14 protein-coding genes and 1 riboswitch are annotated in these 15,741 nt (G+C 54.1%); of the genes, 3 read left to right on the forward strand and 11 right to left on the reverse strand.

Going from position 1 to position 15,741, the window contains the following annotated elements; all coding sequences use genetic code 11:
* Positions 1 to 47: 47 nt before the first annotated feature.
* From BCV73_RS21285 to BCV73_RS21310, 6 genes are all read right to left on the reverse strand, one after another.
* On the reverse strand, positions 48 to 677 hold the full coding sequence (locus BCV73_RS21285; RefSeq protein WP_076174078.1) for a GNAT family N-acetyltransferase: 630 nt from the start codon (positions 675 to 677) through the stop codon (positions 48 to 50).
* Between the two features lie 60 nt (positions 678 to 737).
* Complete coding sequence (locus BCV73_RS21290) at positions 738 to 1,652, reverse strand: metallophosphoesterase (RefSeq protein ID WP_089548452.1); 915 nt, start codon at positions 1,650 to 1,652, stop codon at positions 738 to 740.
* A 183-nt stretch (positions 1,653 to 1,835) separates the two neighbouring features.
* Positions 1,836 to 2,474, reverse strand: a complete 639-nt coding sequence (locus BCV73_RS21295) for an ion channel (RefSeq protein WP_089548453.1) — start codon at positions 2,472 to 2,474, stop codon at positions 1,836 to 1,838.
* 169 nt (positions 2,475 to 2,643) lie between these two features.
* Positions 2,644 to 3,408, reverse strand: coding sequence for a succinate dehydrogenase iron-sulfur subunit (gene sdhB / locus BCV73_RS21300; protein WP_076174070.1), 765 nt, complete (start codon positions 3,406 to 3,408; stop codon positions 2,644 to 2,646).
* A gap of 16 nt (positions 3,409 to 3,424) precedes the next feature.
* On the reverse strand, positions 3,425 to 5,170 hold the full coding sequence (gene sdhA / locus BCV73_RS21305; protein WP_076174068.1) for a succinate dehydrogenase flavoprotein subunit: 1,746 nt from the start codon (positions 5,168 to 5,170) through the stop codon (positions 3,425 to 3,427).
* A gap of 16 nt (positions 5,171 to 5,186) precedes the next feature.
* Positions 5,187 to 5,855: a succinate dehydrogenase cytochrome b558 subunit gene (locus BCV73_RS21310; RefSeq protein ID WP_076174065.1), complete on the reverse strand. Its 669-nt coding sequence runs from the start codon at positions 5,853 to 5,855 to the stop codon at positions 5,187 to 5,189.
* 352 nt (positions 5,856 to 6,207) lie between these two features.
* On the opposite strand from BCV73_RS21310, the gene BCV73_RS21315 reads away from it, so the two are divergent.
* Positions 6,208 to 7,110 carry a LysR family transcriptional regulator gene (locus BCV73_RS21315; protein WP_089548454.1) on the forward strand — a complete coding sequence of 301 codons (903 nt, stop codon included), beginning with the start codon at positions 6,208 to 6,210 and terminating at the stop codon, positions 7,108 to 7,110.
* A 71-nt stretch (positions 7,111 to 7,181) separates the two neighbouring features.
* Here the strand turns inward: BCV73_RS21315 and BCV73_RS21320 are convergent, their stop codons facing one another.
* The 3 genes from BCV73_RS21320 to BCV73_RS21330 form a co-directional block, all read right to left on the reverse strand.
* Positions 7,182 to 8,432, reverse strand: coding sequence for a cation:proton antiporter (locus BCV73_RS21320; RefSeq protein WP_256992935.1), 1,251 nt, complete (start codon positions 8,430 to 8,432; stop codon positions 7,182 to 7,184).
* A 31-nt stretch (positions 8,433 to 8,463) separates the two neighbouring features.
* Entirely contained in the window at positions 8,464 to 9,135 is a 672-nt protein-coding gene (locus BCV73_RS21325; RefSeq protein WP_076174058.1) for a potassium channel family protein, read from the reverse strand.
* An 86-nt stretch (positions 9,136 to 9,221) separates the two neighbouring features.
* Positions 9,222 to 10,562 carry a TrkH family potassium uptake protein gene (locus BCV73_RS21330; RefSeq protein ID WP_256992936.1) on the reverse strand — a complete coding sequence of 447 codons (1,341 nt, stop codon included), beginning with the start codon at positions 10,560 to 10,562 and terminating at the stop codon, positions 9,222 to 9,224.
* 67 nt (positions 10,563 to 10,629) lie between these two features.
* Positions 10,630 to 10,774, reverse strand: a riboswitch (cyclic di-AMP (ydaO/yuaA leader).
* A gap of 258 nt (positions 10,775 to 11,032) precedes the next feature.
* On the opposite strand from BCV73_RS21330, the gene BCV73_RS21335 reads away from it, so the two are divergent.
* On the forward strand, positions 11,033 to 12,727 hold the full coding sequence (locus BCV73_RS21335; protein ID WP_089548457.1) for a CPBP family intramembrane glutamic endopeptidase: 1,695 nt from the start codon (positions 11,033 to 11,035) through the stop codon (positions 12,725 to 12,727).
* Here the strand turns inward: BCV73_RS21335 and uvrC are convergent.
* Entirely contained in the window at positions 12,696 to 14,579 is a 1,884-nt protein-coding gene (gene uvrC, locus BCV73_RS21340) for an excinuclease ABC subunit UvrC (protein WP_089548458.1), read from the reverse strand. The two genes, BCV73_RS21335 and uvrC, sit on opposite strands and share 32 nt — an antisense overlap.
* A 251-nt stretch (positions 14,580 to 14,830) precedes the next feature.
* Positions 14,831 to 15,148, reverse strand: a complete 318-nt coding sequence (gene trxA, locus BCV73_RS21345; protein WP_076174051.1) for a thioredoxin — start codon at positions 15,146 to 15,148, stop codon at positions 14,831 to 14,833.
* Between the two features lie 399 nt (positions 15,149 to 15,547).
* Here trxA and BCV73_RS21350 point away from each other — a divergent pair, with 399 nt between their 5' ends.
* Positions 15,548 to 15,706 carry a YqzM family protein gene (locus BCV73_RS21350; protein WP_089548459.1) on the forward strand — a complete coding sequence of 53 codons (159 nt, stop codon included), beginning with the start codon at positions 15,548 to 15,550 and terminating at the stop codon, positions 15,704 to 15,706.
* Positions 15,707 to 15,741 lie beyond the last annotated feature (35 nt).

The following is a 15,741-nucleotide window of genomic DNA, read 5'->3' on the forward strand; positions in this document are numbered from 1 at the left end:
CTCTGTTAGAGTCCCATAACAGCAATATTTCATTTATGTTACAAATCTTACCTGATTTCATATGATTGCAGATTTGGCGCATTCTCCTGGTTTGCCTGAAGCTGCAGCCCCTTCCGGTATTCATCATAGGTACGGTCGGTATGAGCGTACACCATCATCTCGACCGGCGCGGCGAAAAACATGCGTCTATGCTGAAAGGTACGGCTGAGCTGCATCCCGTTTTTTTGCATGACCCTGGCCGACGCCGTGTTGACCGCATGGCATCTGCCTTCGATGTGCAGCAGTTTCAGCTCGGTGAAGGCATAGTGCAGCATCAAGCCGAGCGCTTCGGTGGCGATTCCCCTGCCCCAGTACGCTTTGGCGAGCATATAGCCGATCATGGCATCGCGCTTCTCCTCACGCCAATGCTGCATCGACACCACGCCGGCCAGCTCGCGCTCGCCATGAAGCCAAATGCCCATGTGCAGCGAGTCCCTGCGGCCGGTGCTCAGCAGCTCCGAGGCGATGCGCCGCGAGCGGGCAAAGCTGAAGAAGGAGCTCTGGGTCACGTATTTGATCACCTGGGGGTCTGCCAGGATATCCAGCAGCCTCGGCGCGTCCTGCGGTTCGATCGGTTTCATCATCAGACGGCTGCCCGTAAGCAGGGGCATCGGCGTTCGTGTGTCCTCATTCAGCACGCTCTTCTCCCCTTCCTTCGCTTGATTCCCTTCATTTGATTCGAATCGTTACCAGCTTGTCTAACGAGCGCCAGACTGCAGGGTGAAGACGGTAAGCTCCGGCTTGCATAACAAGCGGACGGGAAGGTGGGTCTCCCCGATCCCCCGGTTGACATACAGCGGCATTCGGCGTTCTCCCACTTCGTACATGCCCATGACGTACCGTTTGGATCCCGGAGGCGTCATCAGCGCACCGAGCAGGGGCAGACGCACCTGTCCGCCATGGCTGTGTCCGGACAGCTGCAGATCGAAAGGAAACAGGGCCGCGTTACCGGCGTAATCCGGCTCATGCATCAAGAGCAAGCTGAACATATCATCCGGAATGCCGGCTCTTGCCTTCTGCGGATCGGGAAATCCATGCAGCCAGTCATCCAAGCCGACCACCGCGATAGACTGTCCGCCGCGGTTCAGGAGCTGGCTGCTGTTCTGCAGAACCCTAAAGCCGGCCACCTGCAGCTTGTGGCTCACATCCTTGCCGCTCCCTCCCCAAAAATCGTGATTGCCCAGCACCGCAAATTTACCAAGAGGGGCTTCGATCGAAGCGAGCAGCGGAATATACTCGTTCATCGCCTCCGCACTCGAATCAATGATATCGCCGGTAAAGCAGATCAGCTCGGGAGCTTCCCTGCGAATGGCCGCAATCAGATGCTCGATGTGCTTCTTTCGGGTGTGAAACCCGAGGTGGACATCGCTGAAATGGACGACTTTCAAGTTGTGAAAAGCCGCCGGCAGCCGCGGACATACCAGGGTCTGGTACACAGTATCCAGCAGCTGCGGCTCCCATAACCAGGCGTAAGCGCCTGTCAGCAATCCCGCTCCGGCCGCTAGGGCGACGCCGCGCTTCAAAAATTGCCTGCGGGTGAGCCGGCTGCCGGGCAGCTCCGGCTGGGCTGCATCCTGCCGACTTCCCGTTCCCGGATGCGGCGTATTTTTCATGCAGGCGGCCTCCTGTATTGGAATAGAATAGGACTTTCCCCTATTATATCCTTCAGGCCGCCGCTCTTCCAGCAGTGCGGATCATTCCGCCGGAGGCGGTGCACTGGCCCGGGACATACGCTGCTGTTCAAAGGGATACACTCAACGGTTATTGCGCAAAGTCCGGGCATGATGCCGGAAAGTTTACCCCTCCTCCTGACCTGCACCCTCCGGGCCCTCTTTAAAAATTTTACGGAACACGCTCAGCAGCGACAGCGCATAAGCAACCGTAATAAAGCTAAAGGCAATCTCCATCACGACGACTCCTCTGGAGGTGTTATCGACAGGAGTGATATCCCCGTAGCCGACGGTAGCAAAGGTTGCAACGCTAAAATACAAGAAGGAAATCACCTGGCTCAGCAAATCGTTGCCGATATTTTTGCCGTCGAAGCTGTTATGGCCGAAGAGCTTGTAAATCGACGTGTAGATAACGGTAAAAAAGAGGATGCATGTTAACGTAGCCATGCTGATGCGCGTAATGACGGTTTTGAGCTGCACTTCTTTTTTCAGGGCCGACTCGGCAATCCGGTTGAAAATATACAGCACGTAGAAGATGACCGAGCTCAGGCAGAAGATCAGAATCAAGGCCCGCATCCCGCCTGTTCCCGGTACGACCCGGGAAAGGTCGATCCAGCCGATCAGGTCTTCCAGGGAGACCAGAACATAAATGAGAATTGGCCCAAGCAGGATCGCCTTGCTCGTCCATTTTTTCTCCAACCCGTAAAACACCGCAATCAGGACAATCAAACCGGTAATATTGAGCACCCACATCCACCAAGACATGAGCCATCCTCCTCCATTCTCCCTGCACATCTTCTGCCTGTAAAGTTTTAGAAGTCTTTATCGTTAGATTACCCCCGCCACAAGGGTTGGACGCATCCTGACATATACCAAAAATCCCCTCGCCGGCGAAAAGCTCTCCGCTGACAAGGGGATGATGGTTAACGTTGATTTATACACCCAGCCACTGCTTGAACATGTGCTTGGTGGTTTGCTTGTTCATTTCCGCGATCGACGTGGTCAACGGAATGCCTTTCGGACAGGAGCGCACGCAGTTCTGCGAGTTGCCGCAGCCTTCGATGCCGCCGTCCTGCATCAGCGCTTCCAGGCGTTCTTCCTTGTTCAATTCACCCGTTGGATGGGAGTTGAACAGGCGAACCTGGGAGATCGCCGCCGGACCGATAAAGTCGGTCTTGTCGTTTACGTTCGGGCAGGACTCTAGGCAGACGCCGCAGGTCATGCACTTGGACAGCTCATAAGCCCACTGACGCTTCTTCTCCGGCATCCGTGGTCCAGGGCCAAGATCGTACGTGCCGTCGATCGGAATCCAGGCTTTCACCCGCTTGAGCGCGGTGAACATCCGGCTGCGGTCGATAACAAGGTCGCGCACGACCGGGAACGTCTTCATCGGTTGAATCCGGATCGGCTGTTCCAGCTTATCGATCAGCGCCGCACACGCTTGGCGCGGCTTGCCGTTGATCACCATCGAGCACGCGCCGCACACCTCTTCCAGACAGTTGGATTCCCAACATACCGGGGCGATCTTTTCGCCTTTGGCGTTGACCGGGTTGCGCTGAATTTCCATCAGCGCGCTGATCACGTTCATTCCCGGGCGGTACGGAAGCTCGAACTCCTCGGTATAGGCAGCAGCGTCCGGGCCGTCCTGACGGGTTATGATAAACTTCACTTTTTTGGAAGATGCAGTTGCTTCCGCCATGTCAAATCCCCCTTCTTTACTTGTCTTTGGAGTAGTCGCGGATCCGTGGAGGGATCAGCGATACATCCACTGCTTCATAAGAAATTTGCGGGCCATCCGGTGTCCACGCTGCTTTGGTCGTCTTGAGGAACTCCTCGTCGTTGCGGTCCGGGAATTCCGGCTTGTAGTGAGCCCCGCGGCTCTCGTTGCGGAGCAGTGCTCCCAGCGTCATCGCTTCGGCCAGCTCCAGCATGTTCCACAGCTGGCGGGTAAACGAAGCGCCCGGATTGTTCCAGCGCGACGTGTCGTTGACGTTGATGTTTTTGTAGCGCTGCTTCAGTTCCTTGATTTTGGCGATCGTTTCTTCCAGCTTTTTATTGTAACGCACCACGGTCATATTGGCGGTCATGATATCGCCGAGCTCCTTATGCAGCCCGTACGCATTTTCCGTGCCGTTCATTTTCAGGATGCCTTCGTATTTGTCCGTCTGCTGCTTCTTGTAGCGTTCATATACGCTTGAAGGTACATCAGCTGAGGATTTTTTCATTCCCTTAATGTATTCCACGGCTTTCGGTCCGGCCACCATGCCGCCGAAGATCGCTGATACGAGCGAGTTGGCTCCAAGACGGTTGGCCCCATGGTATTGGTAATCGCATTCGCCGGCTGCGAACAGGCCTGGAATGTTGGTCATTTGGTTGTAATCGACCCACATGCCGCCCATGGAATAGTGAACCGCCGGGAAGATCTTCATCGGAAGCTTGCGCGGATCGTCGCCGACGAATTTTTCATAGATTTCGATAATGCCGCCAAGCTTGACGTCCAGCTCTTTCGGATCTTTATGGGACAGGTCGAGGTACACCATGTTCTCCCCGTTGACGCCAAGCCCCTGATTGACGCACACGTCGAAAATTTCTCGGGTCGCGATGTCACGCGGCACCAGGTTGCCGTAGGCCGGATACTTCTCTTCAAGGAAGTACCAAGGCTTGCCGTCTTTGTATGTCCAGATCCGTCCGCCTTCACCGCGGGCCGATTCGGACATGAGGCGCAGCTTGTCGTCGCCCGGAATCGCTGTCGGGTGAATCTGGATGAATTCACCGTTGGCGTAATGAACGCCCTGCTGGTACACGGCGCTGGCCGCGGTGCCGGTATTGATGACCGAGTTGGTCGTTTTGCCGAAAATGATCCCCGGTCCGCCGCTGGCGAGAATAACCGCGTCAGCCTGGAATGTATGAATCTCCATCGTGCGTAAATCCTGCGCGCAGATGCCGCGGCAGATGCCTTCGTCGTCGATGACCGCCTGCAGGAATTCCCAGTGCTCATGCTTCGTGACGAGGCCTTCCGTTTCGTGGCGGCGCACCTGCTCGTCGAGCGCGTACAGCAGCTGCTGTCCGGTCGTTGCGCCGGCAAACGCCGTACGGTGATGCTTCGTTCCCCCGAAACGGCGGAAATCGAGCAGTCCTTCCGGCGTACGGTTGAACATAACGCCCATCCGGTCCATCAAGTGGATGATGCCAGGCGCCGCCTCGCACATCGCTTTGACTGGCGGCTGGTTGGCCAGGAAGTCCCCGCCGTACACCGTATCGTCGAAGTGAACCCATGGCGAGTCGCCCTCGCCCTTTGTATTGACGGCACCGTTGATGCCGCCCTGTGCGCACACGGAGTGCGATCTTTTGACCGGAACCAAAGAAAACAAGTGAACATGGACGCCTGCTTCCGCTGCCTTGATGGTGGCCATCAGACCTGCCAGACCGCCGCCCACGATAATAATATTAGATGTTGCCATGCCTGCTCACTCTCCCTTAACTTAAAACTGACTTCACGGTATCAATCCATACCGAAGCTTCCTGGAATTCCGCTCTGCGGAAGGCGACCAGGGACAAAATAAACATCAATGCTACCAAGACGAACAGCGTCATGCACACATACGAGGATACCCGCTGTGCGCGCGGCCCGACCGTGATTCCCCATGCGACCAGGAACGACCAGAGTCCGTTCGCAAAGTGGAAGGACGCGGATACGACGCCGATCAGATAGAGGACGAAGAATACCGGCTGTGTCACGATATCATGCATTAGGGAGCCTAGCCCTTCGTGAGTCACGTTGCCGAGAGTGATCTGGAACCGGGTTTCGAATACGTGCCAGATGATGTATACGAACGTAATAACGCCGGTAATCCGCTGCAATAGATAGCGCCAGTTGCGCTCATAATTGAAGCGTCCGGTGTTCGGTTTCGCCTGATACGCGATATACAGCCCGTATACGCCGTGATAGATCAGCGGAAGATAAATCAGCACCCACTCCAGGACGAAAATAAGCGGAAGGTCATTCAGCAATTTAACGCCGGCGTTGAATCGCTCAGGCCCTCCCTCAAATGCGCCAAAATTCGTCAGGGCATGCTCGATGAAAAACAAGGCGAGCGGAATGACCCCAAGAAGCGAATGAAGCTTTCTGGCATAGTAACCTTTCATAAATTGACGTGCCCCTTTCTTCATAGTACAACGTTTTCATAATTCATTATTCGACATCATTCTGCCACCCTTTTTCTAACCTGTGAACAACTTGTGGCACTTTTCATGTTACTCTTTTTTTTCTTATAATGGAATTGCAATATAATTATTAAACGTTATAATGTAAATGCATAAGACCTACGTTTAGCTTGTAGTTTTTCTTGCGATATAAGGAAGATCATTCTCTGAAGCATATTCGTTCTTATATCTAAACAAAATCAATTGTCGATGTAACTTCACAGAAGAGAGACCGCACCTATAACCATCTTACCCCAAGCAGCCGCAGTCCAAAAGTTTCATGGAGATGAATGACATGTTTGAAGATCTGGATGTATTCGCCACGGTGGTGGAGCAGTCGAGCCTGAACAAGGCCTCGAAGCTGCTGAATTTGTCCCAGCCCGCCCTCTCGCGTAAAATTACCAAGCTGGAGGACGAGCTCGGCGTGCAGCTGTTCAACCGCCGCGGCAAGCGCCTTGAGCTGACGGCCTTCGGCCAGTCGGCCTACACCTTTGCTCTGGAGCAGCGGCAGCAGCAGCAGAAGTTCATGCAGATGATCGCCAAGTACAAAGGGGACGATCAAATTTCGGTGACGCTCGGAGCCAGCCTGACCACGCTTCAGACGACGCTGCCGCCTTTGGTGAACGCGTTTATGGAGAAGCACCCTTCTGCTGAGCTGAAGCTGGTTACCGGGAAAACGCATGAAATCGTGTCGGCCGTCCGCGACAAGAAGCTGGACGCAGGCATCGTCGCCTCTTCAATCGAAGAGCCCGGCCTGCGCTGCACGCCGCTGTTCGACGACCACCTGGAGCTGGTGCTTCCCCGCAATCACAGGCTGTGCGGCCAGGATAATGTGAGCATGGACATGCTACACGGCCTGCCGATGATTATTTTCTCAACCGGAACGTGGTACCGGAAATTGACCGACGAATTGTTCCACCGGGCCGGCGTCGTGCCGGACATTCGGATGGAAATGGATTCATTTGAAGCGATCGTCCGGCTTCTGCCCGCCTGCAGGGCGGCGGCACTGCTGCCCAAGTCGTATTTGCGCAGTCAGCTGCTGGACGACAACGACCTGGCGATTCTTCATATTCCCGATCTGCAGGAAACGCGGCGCACCACCTCGCTTGTCTACTCCGAAAACGGGGGGCTGAGCGCCGGGGCACGCCGCTGGATCGAAGAAACGAAAAAGATTTTCGGCCGCACCCGGGATGAATGACGCGGTGCCGGCAAATGACGAGCCGTCAAGACGGGATTCCCCGCTCCTGACGGCTCGTATCATGTTACAGGCTATTTCTGCCCCATGGGCCTGGAAGCCGCCGGCTCCGCCTTAACCTCAAGGCCCAGCTTGCGGGCGACAAGTCCCGTGGTGCTGGCCTGCAGCAGAATCGTCAGCATGATCGCCATGAACGTCACGGCCGAGATAACATCAGCGTGGGCTACGCCCATGCCAGCGATCATGCCCGAAAGGGCGGCGGGAATGACCCCGGTCTCCCGGACCCACATCATGAACAGCAGCTCGCGCCAGGACCATTTGACCTTGCGGTCGGGCAGGGCGCAGAGCAGAATCGTGATGGGCCGGGCGATGACCATCAGCACCAGGACCGCCGCCAGGCTTGGCCAGAAGTAATCGCCAAGCACCCGGAAGTTGACCTGGCTGCCGAGCAGGATGAAAATCAGCATCCGCATCATGACGCTCGTATTGTCCGCAAACGATGTGGTCTCCTCCAGCTTATCGTCCATTGACAGCCCGAACGTATCCGCGTTCCCCCAGATCAGCCCGGCCACAAAGGTCGCCATAAATCCGCTGACATGAATCAGGTCCCCTATTAAATAAGAAGAAAGTGCGACGACGATCATCGTGATCGTCGTGTAGTCTTTCAGGACGCCAAGCCGGAAATGGGCAACGAGATACGTAAGAATCATAGATACGACGGCGCCGACGAGAATGCCGCCGACGGCGGTTTTTACGAAATCCCAGGCCATCGTCCCGATATGTAAAGAACCGCTGCCCGTCACCGCGGCCAGCAGCGCAAAGGTCAGAATCGAACCTGTGGCGTCGTTGAAGGCAGACTCGCTCTCCACCGTCTCCCGGACCCTTTCCTTGATCTTTACCTGCTTGAACACAGGAATGATCGAAGCGGGGTCAGTCGAGGCAATGACGGCGGCGGCCAGGAAGGCAAAAAGCCAGTCCAGCCCGAACAGGTAATGCACGGCAGCTCCGACGATCAAGGTCGTGACGATGACGCCGGGAACGCTCAGCATGGAAAGTGTGATCCATACCTTCCGCAGCCCGCTCAGCTTCAGGTTCCGGCCGCCGTCAAACAGAATGAGCGCCGAGCCGACGGAGAGGATCAGCTGGTTGATCAGCGAGCTGCTTGCCTCGTTGATCAGATGCAGCCCCTGCCCAAGCAGCATGCCTGCCACGATAAACACAGCAACGTCCGGAAGCCTGAGCCAGGAGGCCAGTCTTCCGGACAGCATGCCGACAGCAATGATAAACAGCAGCAGTATTAAGATATGATGAATGATTTCGGTCATCGGGGATTCCATGTCTGTCTCACTTCCGGATTTACGATTTGACGTTCACCGCTTCGCTCTCGAAGCGGTCGATATTGCTGTTGGAGCCAATGATGACCATGATGTCGCCCGCATGCAGCTGGTCCATCGCCGTCGGCGCGACGATGACTCCCTCGGTACGATGGAGCGCAACAATGCTGCATCCGTACCGGGCTCTCGTATTGACTTCGCTCAGCGTCTTCCCGTTCAGGCATTGCGGTACGGTCATCTCCACGATGCTGTAATCTTTGGACAGCTCGATGTAATCCAGCAAATTCGGCGTCACGAGCTGGTGCGCCACCCGGATGCCCATGTCCCGCTCCGGAAAGATGACCCGGTCCACGCCCAGCTTGGACAAGGCTTTGCCGTGCAGCATGGAGATGGCCTTCGCCACTACGGTCTGAACGCCGAGTTCCTTCAGCAGGATTGCGGCCAGGATGCTCATCTGGATATCGTCCCCGATTGCTACGATCCCGCAGTCAAAATTGCGGATTCCCAGCGATTTGAGAACCTCCTCATCGGTTGCATCCGCCACCACGGCGTGGGTCAGATGCTCGCTCATATCATTGACCACTTCTTCATTGATGTCTACCCCAAGCACTTCATAACCCAGATCCATAAGCTCCATGGCCAAGCTTGAGCCGAACCTCCCTAAACCGATCACGACAAACTGCTGTGTTTTCATTTCTTTCCAGATGCTCCTTATCCTTTAATGTTGGTTCTATATATGGTTCTTATAACAATATTGAAACTTTGAATCACCCAAATTCCTTACCCGATAATGATCTTACCTTCGGGATGGCGGTACAGCTCCTTGCCCTTCTTCGGACCAAGCGCGTAGGCGAAGGTCAGCGGCCCAAGACGGCCGGCAAACATCGTCAGGCAGATCAGGATTTTCCCGATCAAGGACAAATGCGGCGTCAGCCCGAGCGATAACCCTACGGTGCCGAAAGCCGAAGTCGTCTCGTACAAGATCATTAAAAAGCTGCTGTCTTCTGTCGTAGACAGAACCATGGATACGCCGACCACCAGGAACAAGGCCAGGAAGGTAATGGTCAGCGCTTTGAAAATCCGCTCCTGGGCCAAACGGTAGCGATACAGGACGATATCGTCCCGGCCGCGGATCATCGCGATCACCGCACCGACAAGAATGGTGAACGTCGTGGTCTTGATCCCGCCCCCGGTAGAACCCGGCGAAGCGCCGATAAACATCAGAATGATCGTGAAAAATTGCGATGCCTGGCGCATATCTGCCAAGTTCAGCGTGTTCGCCCCAGCCGTCCGCGGCGTGACCGACTGGAACAGGGAGGCGAGAATTTTGCCGCCCCAATTCAGCGAACCGAGCGTCTTGGGATTCGTGAATTCAAAGATAAAGATGACAACTGCTCCGACCACAATCAGGGCACCGGTCATGGACAGCACCACTTTGGTGTGGAGCGACAGTTTCCGGTGTACCTGGTAATCCACCAGATCGGACATGACGATAAAGCCGATGCCGCCGGATACGATCAGAAACATCACCACAAAATTGACGAGCGGGTCGTATACAAATCCCGTCAGGCTGTTAAAATGGCCGAACAGGTCAAATCCCGCATTATTGAACATGGACACGCCATGAAATATTCCAAAATAGATCGCTTTTCCAAGAGGCATATCGAACGACCACCGGATGGCGAGCAACAACGCTCCGCAGCCTTCGATACTCAACGAAAAAAATATCACTTTCCGAATCAGGCGGACGATGCCTTCCATCGTGTTCTGATTCATCGCTTCCTGCAGCAGGAGCCGGTCCCGGAGCGAAATCCGGCGCTTGAACACCAGAGCGATCAGCGTGGCCATCGTCATAAAACCGAGCCCGCCGATCTGGATCAGCAGCATGATGACGACTTGACCGAACGTGCTGAAATACAGCCCCGTATCTTTGACAACCAAACCGGTCACGCAGGTCGCCGAGGTTGCCGTAAACAAGGCATCCATAAAATTCAGCGGCTTACCCGTCGTGTTCGAAATCGGCAAGGTGAGCAGTATGGCTCCGATCAAAATAATGGCCGCAAAACCGAGCGTTAATACTTGCGGAGGGGCCAGCCGGAACCACTTCCATTTCCCAATCAATACATTCACCTCTTTAAAAAAGTCAAAAGAAAAAAAGCATCGGAAATCCAATGCCTTTCGGTTTGGCTCCTGCATGCACGACGCCTACGAGGTTAGCTGACGGATTCGGGCATGCACAGGTTGCCCTATTCGCGGACTAAACCGTCCCAACGAAATTCACCCCAAAAAATTGGTTCCCCCGTTTTCACTTGGAAATTCGGCGTTCTTATTCATTTGCATCAAAATTATAATCTTTATTGTAGGACTTCACAAAGGCCTTTTTCTGATGAATTGGATGGAAAACAGCCTGATTCGCAATGCAGGTGGACACGGCCTGCGGTTATCTTCTCTTTTCGATGGCTTTCCTTGATTTTCATCGTTTTTTCACCACTATTTTCAGGGTATACTGGTTTTGGGCGAATCTTCTATGTTATGTTTACCGTACTGTATTGGGGGGAATGGTATCTTTATCACATTCAAGGGGGGATTTCATGGACCGGTTAAACCAGCCGCTGGAAATCAGGGCCAATTATAAATGGCTGGGCATTTTGGGGGTCATCGGCCTTATTTTATTCTTTTTTGTACAAGTGTTTCCGCAGACGAGCTCGGAGACGCTAGAGGGGCAAACGACCAAGGTCATCAGCAAATCGGAGGCGGAAGCAGCCGCCAAAGCGTTTGCCTCGGACCGGTTGAATATTCAAACAGGCATTGCCGCCGAACCGCTCGTCACGTACCAGTCGGAATCGGACCTTTACGGTTATTTATCCAGAGAGAAGCTTCTTAACGAATATAACAAGAAATACGAACCGAAGTATCCTTATGACGTGTTCCGGGTCCGGCTGCCCGAGTCGAGCGATCAGGGATATGTCAATGTAGACGTACATATGAACACGGGCAAGGTAGTCGGGTTCTCTATCACGCCTCCGTACTCCAAGTATGCTGCCGCGATGGCTGAATCGAACGAAACTATGCGCAAGCAGAAACTGAGAATTGTGGAAGGGAACATGACGCTGGAGGATAAAGAGGAAATCGCCTCGTCCTGGCTGCAGAAGCTGGGCTATAACACCGGCTCCCTGAAAGTATCGAGCGGCAAGGATGAGCCCGGATTGATCTATACCGACTCCTCCTCGCACATCGGGGAATCGCAGCTGGAATTCAAGTTTGCCTTTGAGGATGGGGAGCTTCACTCCTTCCTCCCTGGATTTTCGGTCCCATCCGCTCATACGGCTTATGTAGAGAAGCAGACCAAAAGCGCCACGATGCTGACCATGCTGGGATACGGACTGTTTACGATCGTGCTCGGCATTCTCGCCATCATTTACAGTGCACTGACGAGGCGGTACACCTCCTTTGCACGCGGGCTGTTTTTGTCCTTGTTTTATTTTGTTGTCTCATTGCTGACGACTTATAACATGCTGCCAGTGCTGGAAGCGGAAGGCTTCTCCCAGTTCGGGATCATCGCGGCCATGGTCGTTCAGGTGATCCTGAGCATAGCGATGACGGTGCTCCTGTATTTCTCCCTGGTCGGCGGGGACGGACTATGGCGCAAAGCCGGTTACAACGCCTGGGCCCGCGCCAAAGAGCCTGGATATGGGCGTTACGTGCTCCACAGCATGTTCACCGGGTATTTGTGGGCGTTTATCCTGATGGGGGCGCAGTCGGTGATCTATCTCGTCCTGGACCGGACGATCCACAGCTGGTCCACGACGGACGCCTCGCAGTCCCCGTATAACATGCTGTATCCGTGGATGCTGCCGATCATGGCCTGGATGGCCGGCATCTCCGAGGAAGCCGTGTACCGCCTGTTCGGCATACCGATGCTGAAGAAAATCGTAAGAAACACATTTGTCGCCTGCGTCATTCCGACGCTGATTTGGGCCTTCGGCCATACGCTGTACCCGATCTACCCGATATACACTCGTCCGATCGAGCTCCTGTTCATCGGTCTCCTGTTCAGCTTGATCTTCCTGCGTCACGGCTACATCGCGGTCATGTTCGCCCACGTCGTGTTCGACAGCATCCTGATGAGCTTCAGCTTGTTCAGCATGGGGGATCTGACGAACATTTTGGCGGGCGTGGTCACCTGCGTCATGCCGTTTATCGTCGCCTGGGTCATTTACCTGTTTTACGGCAAAAAGAAGGAGAAGCCGTATGCTACGACTCCTCCTCCTGAAGGGCTGCTATAATTTGTCCGGCGAGCTTGTCGCCGATCGAGAGAGGCCGGAAGTCTTCAATCCGGGCCTCTTTTATTTTTTTAAGCGAGCCAAAATGCTTCAGCAGCAGCTTGCGCCGCTTCTCGCCGATGCCCGGGATGGCGTCGAGCTTGGATGCCACCATCGACTTGCCGCGCTGCTCGCGGTGGAAGGTGATGGCGAACCGGTGCACCTCATCCTGGATGCGCTGGAGCAGGTAGAACTCCTGGCTGTCGCGCGGCAGCGAAATCGGCTCGGGCGGATCGCCCACCATCAGCTGCGCGGTCCGGTGCTTGACGTCCTTGACCAGACCGCACACCGGGATAAACAGGCCCAGCTCGTTCTGCAGCACGTCGATCGCGGCGGAAATTTGGCCTTTGCCGCCGTCCACGACAATCAGGTCAGGCAGCTCCAAATTTTCCTTGAGCACGCGCTCGTAGCGCCTGCGGACGACCTCCCGCATCGTATCGTAATCATCTGGTCCCTGAACCGAACGGATTTTGTACTTCCGGTATTCCTTTTTGTCGGGCTTGCCGTCGATAAACACGACCATCGCCGATACCGGATTCGTTCCCTGGATGTTGGAGTTGTCGAACGCCTCGATCCGGTGCAGCGACTCAATGCCGATATACTGGCCGAGGTTCGCGGCGGCCTTGGACGTCCGCTCCTCATCTCGTTCGATCAGGCGGAACTTCTCGTCCAGTGAGACCTTGGCATTCTCTTCCGCCATGGCCACAAGCTGGCGCTTCGTTCCCCGCTGGGGCACCAGCACCTTGATGCCGAGCCATTCCTGCAGGGATGCAGCACCGCCGCCGGCATCGATCGATTCCGCGGCATCCTCTGGCCGGCTGCCGTCTTCCGCCTCTTCCCCTTTTGGCATGTCAGGCAGCAAAATTTCCTTCGGCAGCGCCGGATTGTCGCTGTAATACTGCGTCACGAAGGACATAAAATCGCTGTACGCCTCGCCATAAAACGGAAAAACAGACGCGTGGCGCTGGATCATTTTCCCTTGGCGCATATACAGAATCTGCACGCACATCCAGCCTTTATCCACGGCAAAGCCCAATACGTCGCGGTCTTTCGTGTCCGTCGTCGTAATTTTCTGCTTCTCCATGATCGCTTCAATGTTCAGGATCTGGTCGCGCAGTTCCTTCGCCCGTTCAAAATACAGCTCTTCCGCCGCCTCCTGCATCTTGCGCTGGAGCTCCTTCTTAATCTCCTCGTGCCCGCCGCTCAGAAATGAAGTAATTTCCTGGGTAATACGGTCATATTCCTCCTGAGGAACTTCCTTCTCGCACGGTGCCAGGCATTGGCCCATATGGTAGTACAGGCATACCTCCTTCGGCATGACCCCGCATTTGCGAAGCGGGTACATCCGGTCCAGCAGCTTTTTCGTCTGCTGCGCGGCGTAAGCATTCGGATAAGGGCCGAAATACTTGGCTTTGTCCTTGAGCACGCGGCGGGTCACCTCAAGGCGGGGATGCGGCTCGTTGGTAATTTTAATATAAGGAAACGTCTTATCGTCCTTCAGCAGGACGTTATATCGCGGCTGATGCGTTTTGATCAGATTACATTCAAGAATGAGTGCTTCAATGTTGCTTCCGGTCACGATATATTCAAAATCCCGGATATCCGCCACCAGGCGCTGCGTCTTGCCGTCATGGCTGCCGGTAAAATAGGAGCGGACCCGGTTCTTCAGCACCTTGGCTTTACCTACATAAATAATCTTGCCATCGGCATTCTTCATTAAATAACAACCGGGCAGATCGGGCAGCAAAGCCAGCTTGTTGCGGATCTTCTCCAGTGCTTTTTCCTGTTCCTGTAATTGCTTTGCAAAATCGTCCATGCCGTATCGGCTCACCTCCCGGTACTTATATTATAGGAGAAAACGGCTGAATACAGCAATATAACCCGGCAAAAGTCGGGGTTTCGTCAAGATAGCCTATTCGGTTACCTTCGGGTCATTCCAGCGCTGCATATAAATATGCAAAAAATCCCGACAACCTATTTTCGGCCATCTGCCAGGGATCCGTACCTACATACGAATAAAGCGCCCCCGGAATCATCCGGAGGCGCCTGTCATCGGCCATGCACCAATTATTGGTGTTTAGCGATGATGTTTTTCAGGTTTTCTTTGGAGTTCAGGCCGACCACTTTATCAACCGGTTGACCGTCCTTGAAGAAAATCAAAGTCGGGATGCTCATCACGCCGAAACGGGACGCCGTTTCCGGGTTGTCATCCACGTTCAGTTTGGCAATTTTCACGGAGTCTCCGAGCTCGTTAGCCAGGTCTTCCAGAATCGGAGCGATCATTTTGCAAGGACCGCACCATGGTGCCCAAAAATCTACCAGAACCGTACCTTGACCTTCGATTTCAGCGTTAAAGGATTGGTCGGATACATTCACAATTGCCATAATAGGTTTCCTCCTTATAAGAAAAAAATTCGGTGTATTCTGCTTCACAGAAGACAGACCATGTTTAGCGGCTGTACGCAGGAGACGAAAAAACGGCCATGCGGCTTGGTATCCCCCGTAATCGCAAGAGCGCAAATGGACGTCTAAACTGATATGTCTTTGTGGACAGTTTAAGTATAACACATTCCGTCAAGAAATGTGAAACCCTTAATTACAGATTAAACGAAATTCGGGCCACCTAACCGCTCAGCCACCCTTTCCTGCCCCTATAAGTATTCACCATATATTCTTTACAAATTCTTTGAAGTTTGGGTATACTAATGTTAACTCGGGTTTCTCTGTTCATGAGAAGGCTCATTGACATCAGGCTGAAACCATGATGAGGAGGCATTTGTTCAAATGGATGCAAACGTGCACGCTAACGATCCGCGGAAACACGTGAACGAAGAGCCGCGCAATGATTTAATGGATCTGATGAATGGCTTTGGCGGAATGGCGCTGTTTATGACCGTTCTGTTTGCAGTCATGGTGATCATTAAATTTGTTATTTCCGGCTAATTAGCCCCATAGGGCTTACAAGAAAACCTGGCTTC

The sequence above is a fragment of the Paenibacillus sp. SSG-1 genome, assembly GCF_002224835.1.
GTDB lineage: Bacteria > Bacillota > Bacilli > Paenibacillales > Paenibacillaceae > Paenibacillus_AQ > Paenibacillus_AQ favisporus.